Origin of the sequence: Wenzhouxiangella sediminis, from assembly GCF_003410055.1 — a bacterium.
GTDB classification, from domain to species: domain Bacteria; phylum Pseudomonadota; class Gammaproteobacteria; order Xanthomonadales; family Wenzhouxiangellaceae; genus Wenzhouxiangella; species Wenzhouxiangella sediminis.
Genome location: NZ_QUZK01000048.1, coordinates 37,072 through 53,463, shown reverse-complemented (window position 1 = coordinate 53,463; position 16,392 = coordinate 37,072). Strand labels below are relative to the sequence as shown.

The window sequence follows — 16,392 nt, the reverse complement described above, 5'->3', positions numbered from 1 at the left end:
GATACCCATGAAATATCGCGCTGAGGTCGACGGCCTGCGAGCCGTTGCCGTACTTCCCGTCATTCTTTTCCACGCCGGCCTGCCGCCATTCAGCGGCGGCTACGTGGGCGTGGATGTCTTTTTCGTGATCAGCGGCTACCTCATCACGACCATCATCACGCGCGAGATGAGCCAGGGGCGCTTCAGCCTGGTCCACTTCTACGAGCGACGAGCGCGACGGATCCTGCCGGCGCTGTTCCTGGTCATGGCCTGTTGCTTGCCGCTGGCCTGGCTCCTGCTGTACCCGAGCCAGATGGAGGCGTTCGGGCAGAACGTCACCGCCACGGCCTTGTTCTCGTCCAATCTTCTCTTGTGGCTCAAGAGCGGCTATTTCGCGACGGCCTCGGAGATGAACCCGCTACTCCATACCTGGAGCCTGGCGGTCGAGGAACAGTACTACATCCTGTTTCCGTTGCTGCTCATGCTGGTGTGGCGCTTCGGCACGCGCAGCCTGCTGGCGTGCCTGGCCGTTCTCTTCTTCCTCAGTCTCGGCGCATCCGGGTGGGCGGCTGCGCATGCCCCGATGGCCGGCTTCTACCTGATTCCCTTCCGCGGCTGGGAATTGTTGCTCGGATCCTTTTGCGCCTTCCTCGCGCCCCGGATGACCGCGCGTCCGGGATTCGATGATCTTTTCGGTTTCTCAGGGTTACTTCTGATCCTGGGTGCGGTCTTCGCCTTCGACGCCGAAACACCATTCCCGGGCGTGCATGCGCTGGTGCCGACGGCGGGCACGGCGATGGTCATCCTGTTCGCCCGGGAAGGGTCCCTCGTGCAGCGTCTGCTCAGCCGGCGAATGCTCGTGGGGATCGGCCTGATCAGCTACAGCGCCTATCTCTGGCACCAGCCAGCGTTTGCCTTCTACCGGCACCACCATCTAGGGGAAGCTTCCACGACGGTGCTTTTGCTGTTGGCAGTGTGCTCACTGCTCGCCGCCTGGGTTAGCTGGCGTTTCGTCGAACGTCCCTTTCGCGATCGGGCGCGCTTTTCCCGGCGGTTCATCTTCGGTGCTTCGGCTGTTCTGATTGCCGCATTCTCCGGCGTGGGCTTCTACGCCCACATCAATAACGGCGTCATGCCTCGTGACTACGACATGCCGGAGCTCAGGCAATTCAGGCCCGACAATCGGGCACTGCAGGAGGAAAGCTGGCAGCCGTTGAGAGCCCGGTCGGGCGATCCGAACTACAACGTCGAGGGCAACCCCTTCGACCGACACCCGTGGTTCGACCCCTCGGATAATCGCGTACCGGTTCTGGTCGTCGGCAATTCGCACTCCAAGGACATCTACAACATCCTGAGCTTCAGCGAGGACTTCAAGGCGCGTTTCCAGCTGGCTCGTTTCGGCGCGCAGTTGACGGACCTCGACGACCCTTCGCATGAGCTCTACGCGAGCGAGAATTATCGCCACGCTCGGGTGGTGATCATCGCGTCGCGCTACAAGCGTGACGATGTCGCTGCACTCGATGAGGTGCTCGGGGTGATCCAGGCCGACGACAAACAGGTCCTTATCGTCAACAACATCTTCGAGTTCGAGGAGTACGGCGATCGGACAATGGCCGACGTGATGTTGCTCGAGGCCTATCACGATCCCGGAATCGAACTGCGCAATGTGGACATGGTGCGACGTGTCAACCAGGCGCACTTCGATAGCTACCGCGCGGGCGAGGGCAGGCGGCCCGGACTCGAGCAGATCAACCGATCGCTGCAGGCCGTTGCCGAAGCGCACGCGCTGCCGTACCTCGACCGTATGGATTACGTGTGCGCTCGCGCCGAGGAGCTGTGTCACGCCATCGACAAACAGTACCGGAAGCACTTCTACGACTACGGTCACCACACCCTGCAGGGCGCCCGCTTCTTCGCCGGGCGAGTCGACCGCATCGGCTGGATCGAGGAGCTCGAGGCCCTCGTGCCCGACTCCTGACTTCCGAAAGAAGTGGCGCCCCGGACAGGAGTACTGCGCGGCCTGGCGAAAAAATGGCGCCCCGGACAGGAGTCGAACCTGTGACCTGCCGCTTAGGAGGCGGCTGCTCTATCCTGCTGAGCTACCGGGGCGTTCAAGCGTGGAGTGCACTTGTCAGGGAGCCGAAATACTAACAGAAGCGTCCTCGAGACGCCCGGCGAGAAAGCGGCCTCTCCAGCCGTCCAGCCAGTCCGGCCGCTCGCCTCGGACCAGTCGTGTGAGCTCTTTCTTGCTGGCGATGACCGCCGGCTCGATCGCCAGCTCCTCGGCGATCGACCGGACCGCCTTCTGCGCCACCGCCACGCGTTCTCGGTCCTCGGGGGTGAGCGGGTCGATCCATTCCGGCCGTTCGAAGCCCGCAGCATCAGCGCTTGCCAGGCGCTCCTCGATGGCCGGGCCGAAGCGCCGGCGTTGGCCGCCCGGAAGTTTCCGGATGAGATTGTCCAGTTGGCCTGCGCTGGCCTGGGCGAGCTCGGTCAGCGTATCGTCGGCCATGACGAAGCGGCGCGGAAGATCCCGTTCGCGTGCGACCTCTTCGCGCCAGTCGGCCAGCGCCTGCAGTCTGGCCAGGGCCGGGGTTTCAAGGCGGCCCGCGCCCTTCACCCGACCGAGCGCCGGCGCAGTATCCCCGGCTCGCGCGCGTTCGACGATGCGGGCACAGTCCTCGCGGTGCCATTCGAGCCTTCCGGCGCGATCGAGCAGTTCCTCGAGTCGCTCCTTCAGCCGCGGCAGCCAGATCACGTCTTCGGCGGCATAGTGCAGCAGGTCTCGGGCCAGCGGGCGCTTGCACCAGTCGTTGCGGGCCTTGCCGCCATCGAGTTCGACGCCCAGAACGGCCTCGACCAGGTGTTCGTATCGCTGTTGTAGCGGCAACCCGAGCATCGCCGCGGCAACCTGGGTATCGAAAAGCGGTTTCGGCCAGCGTCCGCCGACAGTGTGCAGGATCTCGAGATCCTCGCCCACGCTGTGGAGTATCTTTACGGTGTCCGCCGACGCCAAAAGGGCGCCCAGCGCTTCGGAGTGGGGTACGGCAACGACATCTATCAGCCAGACTTGCCGACCGTCGCTGACCTGAACCAGGCCGGGGCGAGCGTAGAACGTCCGTTCGCGCACGAACTCGGTATCCAGGCCGAGAGCGTGATTTTCGGCACACTTCTCGCATGCTTCTTCGATGGAGTGCGCGGTGTCGAGGTAGTTGGCTTCCTCGACTGCCCGGTGCGCGGCCTGGACCGTCTCCTCCGCTACCGGTTGGGGGGGCAATTCAACATGCTTCAATGGTGGATCTCCGTTCGGTGCGGTGGTTGTCGCAGGCGTCTCGATACGCTATTTTCACACATTCGGTCGGTGTGCCTGCCATTGCGAGTGGGCAGGGGACAGTCTCAAAGGGAAGCGCCGATCCTTCATTTTTACCAGCAACAGGAGCTGTGATTCAGATGAGATTTCTGCTGTTTGCAACGAGCGTTGTCCTGATGCTCGCTCCTTGGGCGGTCAGTGCCCAGGACGAATCCGGGTCGACGGAAGGGGCCGAAGCCGAGGCGCAGGCCGAGGAATCGGAAGAGCAACGGCGGGTTCGCCGGCTGGGCGACATGGTGGGCTCGGATACCGACGAGTTCGACATCGATTTCGAGAATCTCGATATGCCCGCACAGCCGGTCGAAGATGTACCGGAAGTGAGCCTGCCCGATCCCGAGCAGGACGCGGAATTGCAGCGACTGCTTCGTCAGCTTGCATTCGTGCCCAATGACCAGGAAACGCTGGATGCCTTGAGCGATCTGCTCGACCAGGTCGAGGCCGATATCGACGAGGCGCTGGCCCAGGGGGACCTCGCGCTGGCCCAGCAGTTGGCCGGGGTTATGACCGAGGTCGAGCCCGATCGTGCCATTATCGGTGAGGTCCAGGCCGCCGTGGAGCGGGAGAACTCCATCGGACAGACGCTCCAGCAAGCCGCGGCCGCACTCGAGGCGGGCCGCCTGACCGAACCGGCCGGCGACAATGCCGCAGAGCTGTTCGGCCAGGTGCTGGAAATGGAGCCCGGCAACGAGACGGCCCAGGCCGGGCTGGTGGAAACCCACCAGGCCATCGTCGCCGACGCCGTGTCGATGGCGCGCGAGGATATGGATTTCGAAGGTGCCGAGGCCCGGCTGGTCCAGGCCGAAGGCGTCCACGAGTCGCCGGAAGCGGTCGCCGAGGCGCGTGACAGCATCGCGCAGTTCCGCGAGCGTCATATCGAGGAACTTCATCAGTCCGTTCTCACGCATATCGACGAGGGTCGCTACGACCAGGCCGAGGAAGCCATCACTGAACTCGTCGCTCTGGGCCACGAGCGAGAGCGCGTCGAGTCGCTGCAGGCGTCCCTCGCCGACGCGCGCCTGTACGGCAGTTTTGAACCAGGGCAGGTCTTCAGTGACCAGGTCGAACGACTCGGCCGCTCGGGCCCTGAAATGGTCGTCCTGCCCGCCGGCAGCTTCATGATGGGCTCGCCCGAGGATGAGGACGATCGCATGGCCAACGAAGGCCCGCAGCATCGCGTGACCTTCGATCGGGGCTTCGCGCTTTCACGCACGGAGGTCACGGTCGGCCAGTTCGCGGAGTTCGTGAATGCAACCGGCTACCGTACCGACGCCGAGATCTCCGGCGCGTCCCGGGTCTACGACCTGGATACCGGTCGCATGGACGAGCGTAGCGAAGTCAATTGGCGGCTCGACTATTCCGGTGCGGAGGCCGACGACAACCTGCCGGTCATCCATATTTCCTGGCGAGACGCCAATGCCTACGTCGAATGGCTCTCCCAGGAAACCGGCCGCAGCTACCGCCTGCCCTCGGAAGCCGAGTTCGAGTACGCCCTGCGTGCCGGCACCCAGACGCCTTACTGGTGGGGCGACGGCTCCCCGCCGGAGAACGACATGGAGAACGTCACCGGCGATCGTGATGTCTCGCCGACCGGGGCGCGCTGGAACGTCGCGTTCCGCCGCTATTCCGACGGCCACTGGGGGCCGGCGCCGGTCGGCACGCTGATGCGCAATCCCTTTGAGCTCAACGACATGGGCGGCAACGTCATGGAGTGGGTCGAGGACTGCTGGCATGACAGTTTCGTGCGTGCGCCCGACGACGGTTCGGCCTGGGTCAACCCCGGCTGCGAACGGCGGGTGATCAAGGGCGCTTCCTGGTCCAGCACGCCGTCGATGTCGCGTTCGGCCTTCCGGATCTCCAGTTCCACGGCCAGCACCGACATGCGTGTCGGCTTCCGCGTCGCTCGCGACCTGTAATACCGCTCCCTGCATGGACCGGGCCCGCCGGGCCCGGTCCGATCCTCCCCGCTTTTCCCTCCGCTTTCCGGCGATCCTGCTTGCGCTAGATTTAGCAAAGTCTTATATTAGACAAACAGGATATTTACGGTGTTCGATGCGCCCCGTGATGGGACTGGGCGAACGAGCCCGATACCGAGGAGGAGTTCATGGCCAGAATCGTCATCATTGGTGCCGGCATCGGCGGCGTACCGGCAGCCTACGAATTGCGCGACCGGCTGGGTTCGGCGCACGAGATCACTGTTGTCGGCTCCCAGCCGTATTTTCAGTTCGTGCCGTCCAATCCCTGGGTGGCCGTCGGCTGGCGAGATGCCGAAGCCATTACCGTCGACCTGGCCGGGCCGATGGAAAAGCGCGGCATTCGTTTCGTCCACGACACGGCCAGCAGGATCGATCCCGAAAATCAGACAGTCGAGCTGTCCGGCGGAGATTCGCTGGAGTATGACTACCTGGTCATCACGACGGGGCCTGAACTGGCTTTCGATGCCATCGAGGGGCTGGGGCCGGAGAATGGCCACACCCATTCCATCTGCACTCTGGCACACGCAGAGAAGGCCTGGGCGGATTACCAGCGATTTCTGGAGAATCCCGGCCCGATCGTGATCGGAGCGGTCCAGGGCGCTAGCTGCTTCGGCCCGGCGTACGAGTTCGCGATGATCGTCGATGCCGACCTGCGCAAACGCAAGCTTCGCGACAAAGTGCCGATCACCTTCGTAACCAGCGAGCCGTATATTGGACACCTCGGCCTCGGCGGCGTCGGAGACTCCAAGAGCCTCATGGAGCACGAGCTTCGTGAGCGCCATATCCGCTGGGTCACCAATGCACGCGTCGATCGCGTCGCGGCCGACGGCATGCATATCACCGAAGTGAACGAAGACGGCGAGGACCGCCGCAGCCAGGAGTTGCCGTTCAAGTTCGCGATGATGCTGCCGTCTTTCCGCGGCGTACCCGCCGTGGCCAACGTCGAAGGGCTGTGCAACCCCAAGGGGTTCGTCAACATCGACGATTATCAGCGCAATCCCAACTACCCGAACATCTACTCGGCCGGCGTGTGCGTGGCCATCCCCCCGGTTGAGGAAACACCGCTGCCTGTCGGCGCGCCGAAGACCGGTTACATGATCGAATCGATGATCACGGCGATCGTCCACAACATCGCCGCCGATATCGAAGGCAAGCCGGTCGAGTCGCAAGCGACCTGGAACGCCATCTGCCTGGCCGATCTCGGCGATTCCGGGGTGGCTTTCGTGGCCCTGCCCCAGATTCCGCCGCGCAACGTCACCTGGGCCAAGCAGGGCAAGTGGGTACACTGGGCCAAGATAGCCTTCGAGAAGTACTTCCTGCGCAAGGTTCGCAAGGGCCATGCCGAGCCCGTCTACGAGCGCTACGTGCTCAAGGCCCTGGGCATCACGCGCCTGACCGGAAAGTAGCGCAAACAGGGAGTGGTGCCGGGAGCGGGAATCGAACCCGCACTGCCTTTCGGCAAACGGATTTTGAGTCCGTCGCGTCTACCAGTTCCGCCATCCCGGCAGCGGGCTGCTTATTGTCGTGATCTTGCTGGCCCGTGTCTAGTCCGAGTCGAGGCTCAAGGGGGTCGGCTTCGGGCGATACCAGTGGCCCTCGACGGGCCTGAACACGCAGCACTCGTCCATCACGCCGGAGTAGATGTGGACGGTGATGGCCGGCTCCGTCTCGCTGGGATTGGCGATAGTGTGGTGTTCGTGCGGCGGAATCAGGCTGCCCGCGCTGCCCACGCCCGTTCGCATCGTGGTGCGCGGCTCCAGCCGGAACTCGTCCTTGCCGCGTTCGACCAGCTCGTACTGGACGACCTCGATTTCCCCGTGCCAGACGGCCTCGACGCACCACATGCCGGCATGGTCGTGGAGCGGGGTGCCCTGGCCGGGCCCCCAGGTCATGGCCAACACGGTATAACCCAGCTCCTCGTCCTGGTGCAGCAGCCTGCGACAGTAGTGGTCCGCGCTGTAGTCGTAGACGCAGTCGGGCAGCTGGATGCTCTCGTCGGCGACCAGCTCGCACAGGCAGCGTCGCAGGTTTTCGGTGATGTCTTCGGCGCAATCGGCCGACACGGCGCGGTGGATCTTTTCGATCATCCGCGACTTTCCGGGGAATTCAAGCGTCATTGCAACCACTTCCTGATCGGTTTGCCAAATGTCGGGACGTCGGCCAGGAAGGCGTCGTGCCCCTGGACGGAGGGCAGTGCCTGGTAGGTGACGTCGTTGCCGCTGGCCTCCAGGGCCGCGGCCAGGTCCTTTTGCTGTGTCAGCGGGAACAGGATGTCCGTCTTGACGCCCAGCACGAGCGCCTCGCCCGAGAAGCAGCGATCGAACATGCGCTTGAGCGTCTCGGAGCTGTCGCAGAAGTCGAAATTGTCCATGGCGCGCGACAGGTAGAGGTAGCTGCAGGGGTCGAACTGGCCGACGAACTTGCGCGCGTGAGTCTCCAGGTAGGATTCGACGGCGAAGCGCATGCCGAACAGCGTCGGCGGAAAGTAGTCCTGGCTTTGTCGGCCGAATCGCTGCTGCCATTCGGTGGCCGAGCGGTAGGAAATCATGCCCAGCTTGCGGGCCAGGCGCATGCCCACTTCCGGCCAATCGTCCTCGGTGTAGTTGCCGTCTCGGAAATTGCGGTCGGTGACGATCGCCTCGCGCTGCAGCGAGCGGATGGCGATGGCCATCGGTGTGGCCGAGCAGGCCGTCGAGATCAGTGCCAGTTTGCGCGCGCTCTGCGGGTACTGCTTGAGCCAGGCCAGCGCGGTCAGCCCGCCCATCGACGGCCCGATCACCGCGTGCAGGGTCTCGATGCCGAGATGCTCGACCACCAGGCGCGTGGCGCGGGCGATGTCCTCGATGGCCAGCTCGGGAAAGGCCAGGCGCCAGGGCTTGCCCGTTTCCGGGTTGATGCTGGCCGGGCCGGTCGAGCCCATGCACGAGCCGAGCGAGTTGACGCAGAGCACGAAGTATCGGTCGGTGTCGATGTACTTGCCCGGCCCGATCATGCCTTCCCACCAGCCCGGTTCGGGATCCTGTGCGCTGGAGGCGGCGTGCGCCCCGGGCGAGAGCCCGGTGAAGATCAGCACGGCATTGGACTTGTCGGCGTCGAGCTCGCCCCAGAATTCCCAGGCCAGGCGCACGTGGGGCAGGCGCCCGCCGCGGTAGAGCGGGAACGGTTGCTCGAGGTCGAAATAGTGGGTGGCCGGACCCATGCGAAATCTCAGTAGTCTAAAACGCCCATTCTATAACGCATTCCCGAATCGGGCAGGGTGGTGGCATGACGGGCCGGGCACGCGGGCCGTGCTAGCGTTCGCGGGTCTTCGTTACGGGAAGCAATGGCATGGGTATCCGTCTCGGCCTGATCTGCGGCGACCAGCTGCACTGGCCCAACCCGGTCTGCGAGGCGCTGGATCCGCGGCGCGACCGGCTCATCATGGGCGAGCTTGCCAACGAGACCGGCTATGTCTGGCACCACGCCAAGAAGATCGTGCTGGTGCTCTCGGCCATGCGCCACTTCGCCGAGGCGGCCGGGGAGGCCGGCTGGACCGTCGACTATCACCGATTCGATGCGGAAAGCGAAGTCGCCAGCTTCTCGGACCTCGTCGAGCGCGCCTGCCGGTGCCACGAAGTCGACGAGATCGTCGTGAGCTGGCCCGGGGAGTGGCGGGTGCTCGAGGAGATCCAGGGCTGGACTTCGCGCTTCGGCGTGAACGTCACCATCCTTCCCGATTCACGTTTCGTCTGCGGTCTGGAAGAATTCAACCGCTGGGCGAGCGATCGGCGCCAGTTGCGCATGGAATTCTTCTATCGGAGGATGCGCAAGAAGACCGGCTACCTGATGGATGGTGATGTCCCGGCCGGCGGCGACTGGAACTTCGACAAGTCCAACCGCAAGGCCTGGAAGGGCGACCCGCCGGCCGCCAGTCCGATGTCGTTCTCCCCAGACGGCATCACGCGCGAGGTGATCGAGACGGTTTCGCGGCACATCGACGCCTTCGGGGAGATTGAGGGGTTCGACTACCCGGTGACGATCGCCCAGGCCCGCCGGGCGCTGGCTCATTTCATCCGCTCGGCGGCCGCCCACTTCGGCGACTTCCAGGACGCCATGCACAGCGATTCCGAGTGGCTGTTCCACAGCCGGCTCTCGTCGAGCCTGAACATCGGCCTGCTCACGCCCGTGGAAGTCTGCGATGCCGTGGAGCAGGCCTGGCGTGACGGCGACATGCCGCTCAACGCCGCGGAAGGCTTCATCCGGCAGATCATCGGCTGGCGGGAGTTCGTTCGCGGCATCTACTGGCGCGAGATGCCCGGGTATGCCAAGCGCAACGGGCTGGGCAATGATCGCGACCTGCCGGACTTCTACTGGAGCGGCCAGACCGGCATGAATTGCCTGCGCGAAACCATCCGCGGCACGCGCCGCAATGCCTACGCGCATCACATCCAGCGACTGATGGTCACCGGCAACTTCGCGCTGCTGCTGGGCGTGTTGCCGGAGCAGATCTGCGACTGGTACCTGGCCGTCTACGCCGACGCCTTCGACTGGGTGGAACTGCCCAACACCCTGGGCATGGTGATGCACGCCGACGGCGGATTGCTGGGTTCCAAGCCGTATGCGGCCAGCGGCAAGTATATCGATCGCATGAGCGACTACTGCGCCGGCTGCCGCTACAAGGTCAAGGAAACAACCGGCGACGACGCATGTCCGTTCAATGCCCTGTACTGGGACTTCCTGATGCGCCACAGGCGGCACTTCGAATCGAACGGCAGGATGAAGATGATGTATCGGCACGTCGACCGGATGAGCGACGAGCGGCAACGTGCGGTGGCGCAGCGGGCGGCGTTCGTCAAGCGCCGCGTCGACGAGCTCTGACTGAGCGCCTCGCTCAGATCGGGTCGGTGAACTGCGCGGTGCCGATTCCGCGGTCGGGCAGCAGGACCGGAATGCCGTCGACGACCAGGTAGACGACCTTGTCGTCGCGGGTGATCAGCGCCTCGCGCGGCTTTTCATCCACCGGGCTGTGATCGACGTACTGGACGCCGCCTTCGGCGATGCGATCGGCGAGCTTCTTCAGCCGGCTTTTTTCCAGCGGCCGTAGCGGCTGGTGGCTCACCGGGCAGCAGAGAATGTCGAGAAGGGGGTCAGCGATAGCCATGCCGGTGATTGTAGCCGCTCTGCGCAAAGGCTGGAAGCGCGTTTACTCGGGGAGGCGGCGCTGCTAGTATTCCCTGTTTTCCCTCAAGCGGAGGCACCGCCCCATGGCCCAAGCCCCCCTGATCGGCATCATCATGGGTTCGAAGAGCGACTGGGAGACGATGTCCCACGCCGCCGAAGTGCTCGAGGCCCTGGAAGTCCCTCACGAGGTCAAGGTCGTCTCCGCGCACCGCACACCGGATGCCATGTTCGAGTACGCCGAGACCGCAGAAGAGCGCGGCCTCGAGGTGATCATCGCCGGCGCGGGCGGTGCGGCCCACCTGCCGGGCATGATCGCGGCCAAGACCGTACTGCCCGTTCTCGGCGTGCCGGTGCAGTCGCGCACGCTCAACGGCCTCGACTCCCTGCTGTCGATCGCGCAGATGCCCGGCGGCGTGCCCGTGGGCACCCTGGCCATCGGCAAGGCGGGGGCCATCAACGCCGGCCTGCTGGCCGCCTCGATGGTCGGCCAGTCCCATCCCGAAATCCGCGAGCGCTACCGCCAGTGGCGCCGAAGCCAGTCCGACGCGGTGCTGGCGGCGACGGATCCCCGCCAGTCATGAAGGTCGGCATCCTCGGCGGCGGACAGCTTGCGCGAATGATGGCCCAGGCCGGGATCCCCCTGGGCTGCGAGTTCGTCTTTCTCGATCCCAAGGCCGACGCCTGCGCCGGCCAGCTGGGTGAACTGGTCGTCGCCGAATGGGAGGACGCCAGCGCGCTTGATCGGCTGTCGGCCTGCGACCGCATCACCTGCGATTTCGAAAACGTTCCCGCGACCGTGCTCGAGCGCCTGGCCGATGCCGGGCATCCGGTGCGTCCGGCGGCCAATGCATTCGCCGCCGCGCAGGACCGCCTGACCGAAAAGCGCCTGTTCGAGTCCCTCGACATCGAGGTCGCGCCCTTCGCGCCGGTCTCCGGGCGCACCGACCTGCTCGACGCGCTGGATCGCATCGGCTATCCGGCCCTGCTCAAGACGCGGCGCATGGGCTACGACGGCAAGGGGCAGTACCTGCTTCGCACGCCCGAGGACCTGGAGCCGGCCTGGGCCGAGCTCGGCGACCACGAGCTGATTCTCGAAGGCTGGGTCGATTTCGATTTCGAGTGCGCCATCACGGTGGTCCGCAATGCAGAAGGCGAAATGCGCTGCTATCCGCTCTCGCGCACCGTACACGCCGACGGCATGCTGAGGTTGGCGGCCGCGCCCGCCAACGTGGATGCGGGCCTGCGCGAACGCGCCGAGGCCTGCGGGCGACTGCTGGCCGAACACCTGGATTATGTCGGATGCCTGACCCTGGAGCTGTTCGTGGCCGGGGACCGGATCCTGGGCAACGAGTTCGCGCCGCGCGTCCACAATTCCGCCCACTGGACCATCGAGGGCGCGGTCTGCTCGCAGTTCGAGAACCACATCCGGGCGGTCTGCGACCTGCCGCTGGGCGCGACCGCGCTGCGCGCGCCCGCCCTGATGTTCAATTGGATCGGTGCGATGCCGTCGACGGACGCGTTGCTGAACGTGCCCGACCTGCACTGGCACGACTACGGCAAGCAGTCACGGCCGGGCCGCAAGGTGGGTCACGCCACGTTGCTGGCCGAGACCTGGCCGGCGCTGGTGCCGGTGGCGCTGGAATTGAAGGAAGATCTGCCGCAGCCGCTCGACCGCCTGCTCGACAAGCTCGTCTCGATCTGAGCGTCTTTCACTCGCTGGTGCGGCGTGAACGCCATTCGGCGATCGTGCCGCGCGGAATCGGGAAGTAGCCGTTGGTGACTTCCGGCTCGCCGGCCTCGGGGTCGGCCTCGAGGGCCACGTGCCAGTTCCCGCCCGGCCGTACCTCGAGCACATCGTCGATGTCGTAGAGATCGTCGCGGTGGACCGATTCGCGGCCCACCAGCAGTTCCTTCCTGGCGCGTGCCTTGACCTCGGCCGGCGAGCGAGCCGGGTAGAGCGCATAGGCGTGTCGCTCCCACAGCTCGCCCGGCGCGTATCCGCCGATGTTGACGAAATACAGCCGCATGTCGTTGGCCGGGGCTTCGCGCGTCAGGCGCACCCGGTAGCCCGGAACCTGCTCGACGCGTGCCCAGGCATCGACGTGCAAGCCGTCGGGCAGGCCGAACCACTGGTCGAGCAATTGCTCGTGCGTGGATTCGAGGTCCGTGCCCACGGCGAAAACCACGTCGTGCAGCTCGACGTTGCTGCCGGCGGCGCCGCCGCCCAGGCAAACGACGAACAGCGCGAGGTTGCGGTCGTTATCAGTTGCCATTGTGATTCGTCGGCGTGATGAAGGGTTCGGCCTGCGCGGTCGGGAACAGCACCAGATGGCGTGCATCGAGGGTCACGCCGATGGTCTGGTCGACCGCGTAGTCGTCGTGGCTGGGAAACAGCGCGGCGATTTCCTCGCCCGAGTCGAGGGCCAGGCGGTAGAGGATCTGGGCACCCTGGAACTGGCGGGCAATGACCCGAGCCCGCGGACCGTCGGCGTCCGGGCGGATGTCGTCGGGGCGGATCAGCAGCGCCAGCTCGTCGCCCTCGGGCCGATCCGCCGGCACCGGGGAGCGCCCCAGCCCGTGGACGAGCGTGTCGGCTTCGACGTGCGCCCGCAGGTAGGAACCGCGGCCGGTGAAGGCCGCCACGTAGTGGCTCGCCGGCCGGTGATAGAGCTGGTAAGGCGAGTCCCACTGCAACATGCGGCCATCCTTGAGCAGCCCGACGCGGTCGGCCAGCGCGAAGGCTTCCTGCTGGTCGTGGGTGACCATCAGCGTGGCGGTGCCGCGGTTCTTGAGGATGTTGCGCACTTCCTCGCCGACATGCCGCCGCAGCCGCGCATCCAGGTTGGAAAAGGGCTCGTCCATCAGCAGGACATCCGGCTCGGGCGCCAGCGCCCTGGCCAGAGCAACGCGCTGCTGTTGCCCGCCCGAGAGCTCGTGCGGGTAGCGGTGGGAGTATCCGTCGAGGCCGGTCAGATCGAGCAACTCGCCGATTCGCCGCTCCCGCTCCTTCTTCGACAGCCGCCGCAGGCCGAAGCCCACGTTGCCGGCCACGTCCAGGTGCGGGAACAGGGCGTGATCCTGGAAGACCATTCCGACGCTGCGTTTCTCCGGCGCCAGGCGGAAGCTCGGCGTGGAGGCCACCTTGCCGCCGATGCGGATCTCGCCGGCCCGCAGCGGTTCGAATCCGGCGATGGCGCGCAGGGCGGTGGTCTTGCCGCAGCCGGACGCGCCCAGCAGGCAGCCGATCTCGCCGGTGTCGAGACCGAAGCTGAGGCCGCGGATGACGCTGGTCTCCTCGTAGCCCAGCCAGATGTCGTCGACTTCGAGGATCATGGGCAGTAGCGCTTGCGGACGCTGGCAACGACGACCTCGGCGATGCGGTCGACCTCCTCGTCGCTGACGATCAGGGGCGGCAGCAGGCGAACGGTCCGCCCGCGTGTGACGTTGATGATCACGCCGCCTTCCAGGGCGTCGGACTTGAGCTCGGCGCAATCGCGATCGAGTTCGATGCCGACCATCAGCCCGCGGCCGCGGATCTCCCGCACCGGCGCGAGGCCTTCCAGCCCTTGCCGTAGCCGGTCGACGAGGCGACGGCCGGCTCGAGCGGCCCGCTCGCCGATGTTTTCGTCACGCATGAGTTCGATGACGGTCAGGGCGGCACGGCAGGCGAGCGGATTGCCGCCGAATGTCGTGCCGTGGCTGCCGGGTTTCATCAGTGCGGCCACTTCCTCGCGCGCCAGGCAGGCGGCGACGGGTACGCCGTTGCCGAGCGCCTTGGCGACCGTCACGACGTCGGGTTTCAGGCCGGCATGGTGCTGAAAGGCGAACCAGTGGCCGGTGCGGTTCATCCCACTCTGGATCTCGTCGAGCATCAGCAGGGCGCCGTGCTCGTCGCAGGCTCGTCGCAGGCCCGGCAGGTAGTCGTCCGGCGGCACGTGCACGCCGCCTTCGCCCTGCACCGATTCGACCAGGACGGCGACGATGTTCGGGTGGTCGGCCAGGGCGCGCTCGGCCGCGGCCGTGTCGCCGAAGGGGACGCGCACGAAGCCGTCGACCAGCGGCGCGTAGCCGGCCTGGATGGACGGGTTGCCCGACGCGCTGATGCCCGCCAGCGTGCGGCCGTGGAAGCCGTGCTCGGCGACCAGAACAGCGGGCCGTTCGATGCCCCTTTCATGGGCGTGGAGACGCGAGAGCTTCAGGGCACACTCGATGGCCTCGGCGCCGGAGTTGGCGATGAAGGCGCGCTCCAGGCCGCTGATTTCGGCCAGGGCGTCACCAAGCTGTTCCTGCAGCGGCAGTTCGACGATGTTGGCGGTGTGGATCAGCTTGTGCGCCTGGTCGGCGATGGCGTCGGCCAGCTTGGGATGCGCATGACCCAGGCTGCATACGCCGATGCCGGAGATGGCGTCGAGATGGCGCCGCCCCTGGTCGTCGATCAGCCAGGCGCCTTCGCCGCGGACGATGCGCACCGGCATGCGCGCATAGGTGTTGAACAGATGCGTCATCACACCCGTTGGGGATTGGAAAGAGCGGCCATTCTACCGCTGAAAGTCGACCGGCGGCGGGTGGGCGCCGCCGGTCGGAGTGCGGAGCGCGTCGTTCAGCCCTTGAGGCGGGAAGCGACGAAGTCCCAGTCGACGATCTCCAGGAAGGCCTCGACGTACTTCGGCCGCGCGTTGCGGTAGTCGATGTAGTAGGCGTGTTCCCACACGTCGCAGCCCAGCAGGGCGGTGCTGTCGGTCAGCAGGGGATTCTCGGCATTCGGTGTGGAGGTGACTTCCAGCTTGCCGTCCGGCGTCTGCACCAGCCAGCCCCAGCCCGAGCCGAAGCGCTTGACGCAGGCCTGGGTGAATTCGTCGACGAAACGGTTGTAGTCGCCGAAGTCGCGCTGGATCAGTTCGCCCAGCTTGCCTTCCGGCTCCTTGCCGCTGTCGGGCGACATGCAGCGCCAGTAGAGATTGTGGTTCCAGATCTGGCCGGCGTTGTTGAACATCGGGCCGGAGGACTTGCGCACGATGTCCTCGAGTTCCATGTCGGCGAACTCGGTGCCGCCGATCATGTCGTTGAGCGTGTTGACGTAGGTCTGATGATGCTTGCCGTAATGGTATTCCAGCGTTTCGCGGGAAATGTTCGGCGCCAGGGCATCCATCGCGTAGGGCAGGTCGGGAAGCTCAAAAGCCATTGTGCGGTCCTCCATTGCGTGCGGATGTAAAAGAATAGATGGGAATGATAAACCCTTCGTTTCAAGGGCGTGCAAAACCTCGGGACTTCGGGTCAGCCGCTGTCTTCCTCGATTTCCTCGAGGTGGCGCCAGCGGTTGACGATGTTGCAGAACAGCGCGGCCGTGCGTTCGGTGTCGTAGGCGGCCGAGTGGGCGCGGCTCTTGTCCCAGTCGAGTCCCGCGGCGCTGACCGCCCGGGCCAGTACCGTCTGTCCGTAGGCCAGGCCGCCGAGCGTGGCCGTGTCGAAGCAGCTGAACGGATGAAAGGGATTGCGCTTGTAGCTCGTGCGCTCCACGGCCGCGTTGAGAAAGCCGAGATCGAAATGCGCGTTGTGGCCGACCAGGACGGCGCGCTTGCAGCCGGTCTCGCGCAGGCTCTGGCGAACCGGGAGAAACAGGTGTTTCAGGGCCTCGCGTTCGGTCACCGCGGGCCGCAGCGGGTGATCCGGGCGGATGCCGTTGAATTCCAGCGCGGCCTCTTCGATGTTCGCGCCCTCAAAGGGCTTGATATGCTGCATCATGACTTCGCCCGGGGACAGCCAGCCGTCAGGGTCCATTTCGATGATGCACATGGCCAGTTCGAGCAGGGCGTCGGTGCGGGCATTGAAACCGCCGGTTTCGACATCGACGACCACGGGCTGAAAACCGCGGAAACGGTTGACGATTGAAGGCATGAAGAACGCGAATGG

General features: G+C 65.4%; 15 protein-coding genes and 2 tRNA genes. 6 read left to right on the top strand and 11 right to left on the bottom strand.

The features are described from left to right. Nucleotides 1–7 precede the first annotated feature (7 nt). Complete coding sequence (locus tag DZC52_RS13630) at nucleotides 8–1,957, top strand: acyltransferase family protein (RefSeq protein ID WP_116651703.1); 1,950 nt, start codon at nucleotides 8–10, stop codon at nucleotides 1,955–1,957. A 54-nt stretch (nucleotides 1,958–2,011) separates the two neighbouring features. Here the strand turns inward: DZC52_RS13630 and DZC52_RS13625 are convergent. Together DZC52_RS13625 and DZC52_RS13620 are read right to left on the bottom strand one after the other, a co-directional pair. Next, nucleotides 2,012–2,088 (bottom strand) — tRNA-Arg (locus DZC52_RS13625). A gap of 22 nt (nucleotides 2,089–2,110) precedes the next feature. After that, nucleotides 2,111–3,271, bottom strand: coding sequence for a ribonuclease D (locus DZC52_RS13620; RefSeq protein ID WP_116651702.1), 1,161 nt, complete (start codon nucleotides 3,269–3,271; stop codon nucleotides 2,111–2,113). Between the two features lie 158 nt (nucleotides 3,272–3,429). Here DZC52_RS13620 and DZC52_RS13615 point away from each other — a divergent pair, with 158 nt between their 5' ends. Both DZC52_RS13615 and DZC52_RS13610 read left to right on the top strand, forming a co-directional pair. Then, nucleotides 3,430–5,262 carry a formylglycine-generating enzyme family protein gene (locus DZC52_RS13615; protein ID WP_116651701.1) on the top strand — a complete coding sequence of 611 codons (1,833 nt, stop codon included), beginning with the start codon at nucleotides 3,430–3,432 and terminating at the stop codon, nucleotides 5,260–5,262. A gap of 188 nt (nucleotides 5,263–5,450) precedes the next feature. Beyond that, nucleotides 5,451–6,728, top strand: a complete 1,278-nt coding sequence (locus DZC52_RS13610; RefSeq protein ID WP_116651700.1) for an NAD(P)/FAD-dependent oxidoreductase — start codon at nucleotides 5,451–5,453, stop codon at nucleotides 6,726–6,728. Nucleotides 6,729–6,741: 13 nt separating this feature from the next. Here the strand turns inward: DZC52_RS13610 and DZC52_RS13605 are convergent. The 3 genes from DZC52_RS13605 to metX all read right to left on the bottom strand — a co-directional run bounded on the left by DZC52_RS13605 (nucleotide 6,742) and on the right by metX (nucleotide 8,521). Further along, a tRNA-Leu gene (locus tag DZC52_RS13605) sits at nucleotides 6,742–6,828 on the bottom strand. Between the two features lie 38 nt (nucleotides 6,829–6,866). Further along, nucleotides 6,867–7,439, bottom strand: coding sequence for a cysteine dioxygenase family protein (locus DZC52_RS13600; RefSeq protein WP_116651699.1), 573 nt, complete (start codon nucleotides 7,437–7,439; stop codon nucleotides 6,867–6,869). Beyond that, nucleotides 7,436–8,521: a homoserine O-acetyltransferase MetX gene (metX, locus tag DZC52_RS13595; protein ID WP_116651698.1), complete on the bottom strand. Its 1,086-nt coding sequence runs from the start codon at nucleotides 8,519–8,521 to the stop codon at nucleotides 7,436–7,438. Before metX ends, DZC52_RS13600 begins: the two co-directional genes overlap by 4 nt. A 128-nt stretch (nucleotides 8,522–8,649) precedes the next feature. On the opposite strand from metX, the gene DZC52_RS13590 reads away from it, so the two are divergent. Continuing rightward, entirely contained in the window at nucleotides 8,650–10,179 is a 1,530-nt protein-coding gene (locus DZC52_RS13590; protein WP_220338391.1) for a cryptochrome/photolyase family protein, read from the top strand. 13 nt (nucleotides 10,180–10,192) lie between these two features. Here DZC52_RS13590 and DZC52_RS13585 read toward each other — a convergent pair whose 3' ends face one another. Continuing rightward, a complete protein-coding gene (locus DZC52_RS13585) occupies nucleotides 10,193–10,462 on the bottom strand; it encodes a Trm112 family protein (protein WP_220338390.1) in 270 nt (89 codons plus the stop codon). Between the two features lie 103 nt (nucleotides 10,463–10,565). On the opposite strand from DZC52_RS13585, the gene purE reads away from it, so the two are divergent. Both purE and DZC52_RS13575 read left to right on the top strand, forming a co-directional pair. Then, nucleotides 10,566–11,063 (top strand): 5-(carboxyamino)imidazole ribonucleotide mutase, encoded by a 498-nt coding sequence (purE, locus tag DZC52_RS13580; protein WP_116651697.1) that lies wholly within the window; start codon nucleotides 10,566–10,568, stop codon nucleotides 11,061–11,063. Then, nucleotides 11,060–12,184 (top strand): 5-(carboxyamino)imidazole ribonucleotide synthase, encoded by a 1,125-nt coding sequence (locus DZC52_RS13575; protein WP_116651696.1) that lies wholly within the window; start codon nucleotides 11,060–11,062, stop codon nucleotides 12,182–12,184. Before purE ends, DZC52_RS13575 begins: the two co-directional genes overlap by 4 nt. Before the next feature lie 7 nt (nucleotides 12,185–12,191). On the opposite strand, the gene DZC52_RS13570 is transcribed toward DZC52_RS13575, so the two are convergent. The 5 genes from DZC52_RS13570 to rnt form a co-directional block, all read right to left on the bottom strand. Then, nucleotides 12,192–12,755, bottom strand: a complete 564-nt coding sequence (locus DZC52_RS13570; RefSeq protein WP_181918958.1) for a DUF1543 domain-containing protein — start codon at nucleotides 12,753–12,755, stop codon at nucleotides 12,192–12,194. Further along, nucleotides 12,745–13,815 (bottom strand): ABC transporter ATP-binding protein, encoded by a 1,071-nt coding sequence (locus tag DZC52_RS13565; RefSeq protein WP_116651694.1) that lies wholly within the window; start codon nucleotides 13,813–13,815, stop codon nucleotides 12,745–12,747. The genes DZC52_RS13570 and DZC52_RS13565 overlap by 11 nt, the downstream gene beginning before the upstream one ends. Next, complete coding sequence (locus tag DZC52_RS13560) at nucleotides 13,812–14,987, bottom strand: aspartate aminotransferase family protein (RefSeq protein ID WP_116651693.1); 1,176 nt, start codon at nucleotides 14,985–14,987, stop codon at nucleotides 13,812–13,814. Before DZC52_RS13560 ends, DZC52_RS13565 begins: the two co-directional genes overlap by 4 nt. A 95-nt stretch (nucleotides 14,988–15,082) precedes the next feature. Beyond that, nucleotides 15,083–15,664, bottom strand: a complete 582-nt coding sequence (locus DZC52_RS13555; protein WP_116651719.1) for a superoxide dismutase — start codon at nucleotides 15,662–15,664, stop codon at nucleotides 15,083–15,085. Between the two features lie 92 nt (nucleotides 15,665–15,756). Beyond that, complete coding sequence (gene rnt, locus DZC52_RS13550; RefSeq protein ID WP_116651692.1) at nucleotides 15,757–16,377, bottom strand: ribonuclease T; 621 nt, start codon at nucleotides 16,375–16,377, stop codon at nucleotides 15,757–15,759. Nucleotides 16,378–16,392: the final 15 nt, after the last annotated feature.

Bases quoted from the DNA above. Each gene is read 5' to 3' on its own strand.
- DZC52_RS13630 (WP_116651703.1), top strand. From the start codon at position 8: ATGAAATATCGCGCTGAGGTCGACGGCCTGCGAGCCGTTGCCGTACTT.
- DZC52_RS13615 (WP_116651701.1), top strand. From the start codon at position 3,430: ATGAGATTTCTGCTGTTTGCAACGAGCGTTGTCCTGATGCTCGCTCCT.
- DZC52_RS13610 (WP_116651700.1), top strand. From the start codon at position 5,451: ATGGCCAGAATCGTCATCATTGGTGCCGGCATCGGCGGCGTACCGGCA.
- DZC52_RS13600 (WP_116651699.1), bottom strand. From the start codon at position 7,439: ATGACGCTTGAATTCCCCGGAAAGTCGCGGATGATCGAAAAGATCCAC.
- metX (WP_116651698.1), bottom strand. From the start codon at position 8,521: ATGGGTCCGGCCACCCACTATTTCGACCTCGAGCAACCGTTCCCGCTC.
- DZC52_RS13590 (WP_220338391.1), top strand. From the start codon at position 8,650: ATGGGTATCCGTCTCGGCCTGATCTGCGGCGACCAGCTGCACTGGCCC.
- DZC52_RS13585 (WP_220338390.1), bottom strand. From the start codon at position 10,462: ATGGCTATCGCTGACCCCCTTCTCGACATTCTCTGCTGCCCGGTGAGC.
- purE (WP_116651697.1), top strand. From the start codon at position 10,566: ATGGCCCAAGCCCCCCTGATCGGCATCATCATGGGTTCGAAGAGCGAC.
- DZC52_RS13575 (WP_116651696.1), top strand. From the start codon at position 11,060: ATGAAGGTCGGCATCCTCGGCGGCGGACAGCTTGCGCGAATGATGGCC.
- DZC52_RS13570 (WP_181918958.1), bottom strand. From the start codon at position 12,755: ATGGCAACTGATAACGACCGCAACCTCGCGCTGTTCGTCGTTTGCCTG.
- DZC52_RS13565 (WP_116651694.1), bottom strand. From the start codon at position 13,815: ATGATCCTCGAAGTCGACGACATCTGGCTGGGCTACGAGGAGACCAGC.
- DZC52_RS13560 (WP_116651693.1), bottom strand. From the start codon at position 14,987: ATGACGCATCTGTTCAACACCTATGCGCGCATGCCGGTGCGCATCGTC.
- DZC52_RS13555 (WP_116651719.1), bottom strand. From the start codon at position 15,664: ATGGCTTTTGAGCTTCCCGACCTGCCCTACGCGATGGATGCCCTGGCG.
- rnt (WP_116651692.1), bottom strand. From the start codon at position 16,377: ATGCCTTCAATCGTCAACCGTTTCCGCGGTTTTCAGCCCGTGGTCGTC.